6 protein-coding genes are annotated in these 5,315 nt (G+C 33.9%); all 6 read left to right on the forward strand.

Annotated elements, in window-relative coordinates:
* The first annotated feature begins 187 nt into the window (after nt 1–187).
* Nucleotides 188–1,468, forward strand: a complete 1,281-nt coding sequence (gene aroA / locus F8154_RS14875; RefSeq protein WP_330577935.1) for a 3-phosphoshikimate 1-carboxyvinyltransferase — start codon at nt 188–190, stop codon at nt 1,466–1,468.
* Nucleotides 1,469–1,481: 13 nt separating this feature from the next.
* Entirely contained in the window at nt 1,482–2,618 is a 1,137-nt protein-coding gene (gene aroC, locus F8154_RS14880) for a chorismate synthase (RefSeq protein WP_151862401.1), read from the forward strand.
* A complete protein-coding gene (gene aroB / locus F8154_RS14885) occupies nt 2,600–3,679 on the forward strand; it encodes a 3-dehydroquinate synthase (protein WP_151862402.1) in 1,080 nt (359 codons plus the stop codon). The genes aroC and aroB overlap by 19 nt, the downstream gene beginning before the upstream one ends.
* The gene (aroE, locus tag F8154_RS14890) at nt 3,676–4,527 is read left to right on the forward strand and encodes a shikimate dehydrogenase (protein WP_151862403.1); all 852 of its coding nucleotides are present in this window, start codon (nt 3,676–3,678) and stop codon (nt 4,525–4,527) included. The genes aroB and aroE overlap by 4 nt, the downstream gene beginning before the upstream one ends.
* 20 nt (nt 4,528–4,547) lie before the next feature.
* Nucleotides 4,548–5,216: a chorismate mutase gene (locus tag F8154_RS14895; RefSeq protein ID WP_151862404.1), complete on the forward strand. Its 669-nt coding sequence runs from the start codon at nt 4,548–4,550 to the stop codon at nt 5,214–5,216.
* A gap of 1 nt (nt 5,217) precedes the next feature.
* Nucleotides 5,218–5,315: DUF327 family protein (locus F8154_RS15725; RefSeq protein ID WP_151862405.1), on the forward strand; the 98-nt coding region annotated here is incomplete at its 3' end.

Below are 5,315 nucleotides of genomic sequence, written 5' to 3' on the forward strand. Positions count from 1 at the left end.
AAATAGTTACCCTACTTTATTAATGAATTAATAGTAAATATTAAATATTTCTTGACAGCAGAATTACTATAATGTATGTTATTAACAATAATTAAAGGGTTATTTATGAATTTTTAAATAGTTAAGCTAAAGCTAAGGAAAACTAAAAAGCATCTCTTTATATGACATTTGTGGAGGAGAAAAAGAAATGATGATAGTTTCAAATATGATAAGTAAAATACATGGAGAAATAAAAGTCCCTGGCGATAAATCTATCTCCCATAGATCAATTCTATTAGGTAGTATTAGCAAGGGTAAAACTGAAATAACTAATTTCCTCAAGGGAGATGATTGCCTTAGCACCATTGCCTGCTGTAGAAAGCTAGGTATAAAAATAGAAGAAAAGGATAATAAAATTAGTGTGTATGGTAACGGAGCATTAGCCTTAAAGGAACCAGAAGATATACTAAATGTAGGTAACTCAGGAACTACAATAAGGCTTTTATCAGGAATACTTGCTGGACAAGAGTTTTTATCAATTATCACTGGTGACTCATCCATAAAAAAAAGACCGATGGCAAGAATAACTACCCCCTTAAAGGAAATGGGAACAACTATAGATGGCAGAGAAGATGGTAGGCTAGCCCCTCTGTGTATAAGGGGAGGAGGCTTAAAGGCCATAAATTATAAACTACCTGTATCTAGTGCCCAAGTTAAATCTGCAATTTTACTGGCTGGCTTATATGCCGATGGTATAACTAGGGTTATAGATGCTTCACAATCAAGAGATCATACAGAAAGAATGCTTAAGGCCTTTGGTGGTCAGATAGATATAGTAGATAACACTATCAGTATAAAAAAATCAGATTTATATGGACAGGCTATTGAAATACCAGGAGATATTTCCTCAGCCGCCTTTTTTATGGTGGCTGCAGCAGCTGTACCAGGAGCTACACTAAAAATATTAAAGGTTGGAATTAATAAAACCCGTACTGGAATAATAGATGTTTTAAAGAAGATGGGGGCAGCAATAGAAATTGATAATGTCTATATTAGTGGTGGTGAAGAAATAGGCGATATAATAATTAATGGCGGAAAGCTATTTGGTACTACAATTGGTAAAGAGATTATTCCCCGTCTGATAGATGAAATACCTATAATTGCAGTTGCAGCAGCTTTGGCAGAGGGTAAAACTACTATAACTGGTGCTCAGGAGCTAAAGTATAAAGAGTCCAATCGAATTGCAGCAATAGTGACTGAGATGAAAAAGCTAGGGATAAAAATATCTGAATTACCAGATGGTTTAGAAATAGAAGGCCCTAGTATAATTAAGGGGGGGAAAGTTGATAGTCATGGAGATCATAGAATAGCAATGGCTATGGCCATATGTGGATTATTTACAGACGAAAAAGTAGAGATATTAAATTCAGCTTGTATTTCAACTTCTTTTCCTACCTTTGAGGAAACATTAAAAGCAATATCCCTATAAAGGAGTGATTAATATGCTAAGACTTTTTACAGCTGGAGAGTCCCATGGTAAAGGGTTAGTAGGTATTATAGAAGGAATGCCATCTAATATATATATAGATATTAATGAGATTAATAAAGATTTAGCAAGAAGACAAATGGGCTACGGTCGTGGAGACAGAATGAAAATAGAAAGGGATAAGATAGAAATTTTATCTGGTATTAGGGGAGGATACACTATTGGAAGTCCCATATCCTTCTTAATAATGAATAAAGACCACGAAAATTGGAAGGAATTCATGGACCCTATCTTAGAGAATAAAGAGGATAAGATGATTACAAAACCACGTCCAGGCCATGGAGACTTAACAGGCTACTTAAAATATAATTTTAAGGATATAAGAAATGTAGTTGAGCGTAGCAGTGCTAGAGAAACTGCTGTTAGAGTAGCTGCAGGTAGCTTAATGAAACAGTTTCTAAAAAATTTCGATATCGAAGCTGTAAGCCATGTTACAGCTATAGGAAGTGTAAAAATAAAAGAAGCTATTACAGATACTGAATTAATTAAAAAAGCCGATGAATCTGAAGTAAGATGTGTTGAGGCTGGAACTGAGAAAAAAATGATAGACTTTATTGAAGAGGCTAAAAAGCATGGCGACTCAGTTGGGGGTGTTTTTGAAATACATATTAAGGGTGTACCTAAAGGACTAGGTAGCTATGTTCACTGGGATAGAAAGCTAGACGCTAAGCTTTCCTATGGACTAATGAGTGTAAATGGGGTTAAGGCAGTAGAAATCGGCTATGGCTTCGAAAACACAACAAAGTTTGGGTCGAAAGCTCATGATGAAATATATTATGATAAAAAGCTGGGCTATATCAGAACCTCAAACTCTGCAGGCGGAATAGAAGGAGGAATGTCCAATGGTGAAGTTATAGTTTTACGTTGTGGTATGAAGCCAATACCAACATTGTATAAGCCTCTAAATACAGTCGATATCATAACTAAGGAACCTGCCCTGGCTACTGTAGAACGTAGTGATACATGTGCTGTTCCTGCTGCATCTATAGTTGGTGAGATGGTGGCACTATCTATTATAGCAGAGGAGTTCATAAGAAAATTTGGAGGAGATTCATTGGAGGAGATAAGCAAAAGATGGAAAGATTATATATAGATTTAGGAGAAGCCAGCTACTTTATTAATATTAAAGGTGGTTTATTAAAGAATTTAACTGATTATATTAATGGGGCAGATCAATATATTATTATTACAGATACTAACGTAGATAATATTTATTCTTATGAAATTGCTGAAGCCTTAAAGGACAATTTATACCATAAGTATATTATTCCTTCTGGTGAAGCTTCGAAAAACTATAATGAGGCAATGAAAATATTAAGCTTTATGATTGAGAAAAACTCAACTAGAAAAACAACAATAATTGCCCTTGGTGGTGGTGTAGTTGGTGATATAGCTGGCTTTTGTGCATCAATTTTTATGAGGGGAGTTGGCTTTATACAGGTGCCTACAACCCTTCTTGCCCAAGTGGATAGTAGTGTTGGAGGAAAGACAGCAGTTAATCTGCCTATGGGTAAAAACCTAATTGGAACATTTTATCAGCCTAGTACTGTTATTATTGACACAGAGCTATTAAGAAGTCTTTCAAGAAAGGAAATTATAAGTGGTATTGGAGAGATAGTTAAGTATGGTGTTGTTTATGATTATAGCTTTCTTAAATTTATAAAGGAAAACCTATCCCAAATAATTGCCCTAGAACCATTAACAATAACTTATGTAATAAAAAAATGCTGCCAAATTAAAGCTGAAGTAGTTTCTCGGGATGAAAGGGAATTACGCTTTAGAAAAATATTAAATTATGGCCACACCATAGGCCATGCTATTGAAGCCATTACAGATTATAAAAAATATACCCATGGAGAAGCAGTTCTATGTGGCATGTACCTAGAAGCTATGCTATCAATGGAGCTAGAATTATTAGATAAATGCTATTATCAAGAAATACTAAATATTATACAAGATTCCTATGGAGAAGTTAAATTATCAGATATTTCCCGAGAAAAGCTAATTGAAGCTTTGGCAAAAGATAAAAAGAATGTTGGAGGCAAAATTTCATTTATCCTACCAACAACGTATGCTAAGGTTACAGAGGTTCTACTTTCTAAAAAAGAAGTAGAAGGCCTTTTGCTTCAAATTTTAGGAAGGAGCATAAAATGAAGGTAAACATCAGTAGCAAAACAAGGATGTATGCAGTTATAGGAGATCCAATTTCCCATAGCTTATCCCCTGATATACATAACAGAGTTTTTAGAGCTTTAAACCTCAACAATATTTATATTAGTATGAATATAAGACCAACCTATTTAAAGGAAGCCATAAAAATAATGAAGGACAATTACTGTGGCTTTAATGTAACAATACCCCATAAAGAAAAAATAATACCTTACTTAGATGCATTAGATAAAACAGCTAAAATATATGGTGCAGTAAACACAGTAAAGCTAGAAAACGGTATATATAAAGGCTATAACACAGATGGTTACGGCTTTATAAAAAGTCTTGAAACTGAAGGAATTATCATAAAGGGAGAGAAGGCTTTAATACTGGGTGCAGGTGGAGCAGCTAGAGTTATAGCATATGAGTTGGCTATGCTAGGATGCTGTGTAACAATAGCAAATAGAGACCTTGAGAAGGCCTATAGGCTAAAGGGGCATATAGAGACTACATCTGGAAATACAAATATAGCTGTAAAAAGCTATAATAACATTAAAAACAGCTTTAAGCTAATTATTAATACTACCCCATTGGGAATGCCCAATAGCTTAGATTCTATGGTGATTAAAGAAGAAATATTCAAATATGCAGAAATAGCCTATGACGTAATCTATAATCCGTGGAGATCAAAGTTTTTGAGGGTTGCAGAATACTATGGCTGTAAACCAATAAATGGCTACTCAATGCTGTTTTATCAAGCTATGAGGTCCCAAGAAATATGGTTAGAAGCCTCTTTAGACCAAGGCATTACAAAATTGATTTATGAAGATGTTTTAAAATTAGTTTATTAAAGTTGATAGGCGGTGAAGCAATGAAGAATCTTTATGAGTTAAGAAGAGATATAGATGAATGTGATAAGGAATTAGTAAGACTTTTATTAAAAAGATTTGACATTGTAAAGGAAGTTGCTAAATTCAAAAAGGAGAATAATCTTGAGATACTTCATCAAAACAGGGAAGAGGAGGTTCTAAAAAGGGTTATAAAAAGCTCAGATGAAACTGAGTATAAAGACCTCCTAGTAGAAATATATAGGGAAATTATGAAAATTAGTCGTAGACTGCAATCTAAGCTACTCTTCTCAAAAAATATTATTTTGATTGGGTTTATGGGTTCAGGAAAAACTACTATAGGAAGAGAGCTTTCCAAGACAATGGAATTACCCTATCGTGATATAGACAATTTAATTGAGGAAAAGGAACAGTTCTCAATTAGTGAAATATTCCATAAGTATGGCGAAGAACATTTTAGAGCTCTTGAAAGAAAAATGGTACATGAGGTATGCAGCTATAAAAGTACCATAATATCCTGTGGTGGTGGTGTGGTTTTGGATTATAATAATATTGTAGAGCTTAAAAAAGATGGTATAGTGGTTTTACTTGAAGCCAGTGAGGAATCAATTTATAGTCGAGTTAAGAATAGTACAAATAGGCCACTTTTAAGTAATATGAATTTAGATACAATTAGAAAGAATAGCAGATAAGATGCACCTTAGTGAAGTAGTAAAGTATAAAAAATTGGTGCGTGATTTTCTGGATGTTGCTGTTAAGCATTCCCATCAGTTTTCAAAACAAAACTTTTT

It is taken from the genome of Alkaliphilus pronyensis (assembly GCF_009017275.1).
GTDB lineage: Bacteria > Bacillota > Clostridia > Peptostreptococcales > Natronincolaceae > Alkaliphilus_C > Alkaliphilus_C pronyensis.

Coding starts and splice junctions, on each gene's coding strand:
- aroC (WP_151862401.1), top strand. CDS start 1,482: ATGCTAAGACTTTTTACAGCTGGAGAGTCCCATGGTAAAGGGTTAGTA.
- aroE (WP_151862403.1), top strand. CDS start 3,676: ATGAAGGTAAACATCAGTAGCAAAACAAGGATGTATGCAGTTATAGGA.
- aroB (WP_151862402.1), top strand. CDS start 2,600: ATGGAAAGATTATATATAGATTTAGGAGAAGCCAGCTACTTTATTAAT.
- aroA (WP_330577935.1), top strand. CDS start 188: ATGATGATAGTTTCAAATATGATAAGTAAAATACATGGAGAAATAAAA.
- F8154_RS14895 (WP_151862404.1), top strand. CDS start 4,548: ATGAAGAATCTTTATGAGTTAAGAAGAGATATAGATGAATGTGATAAG.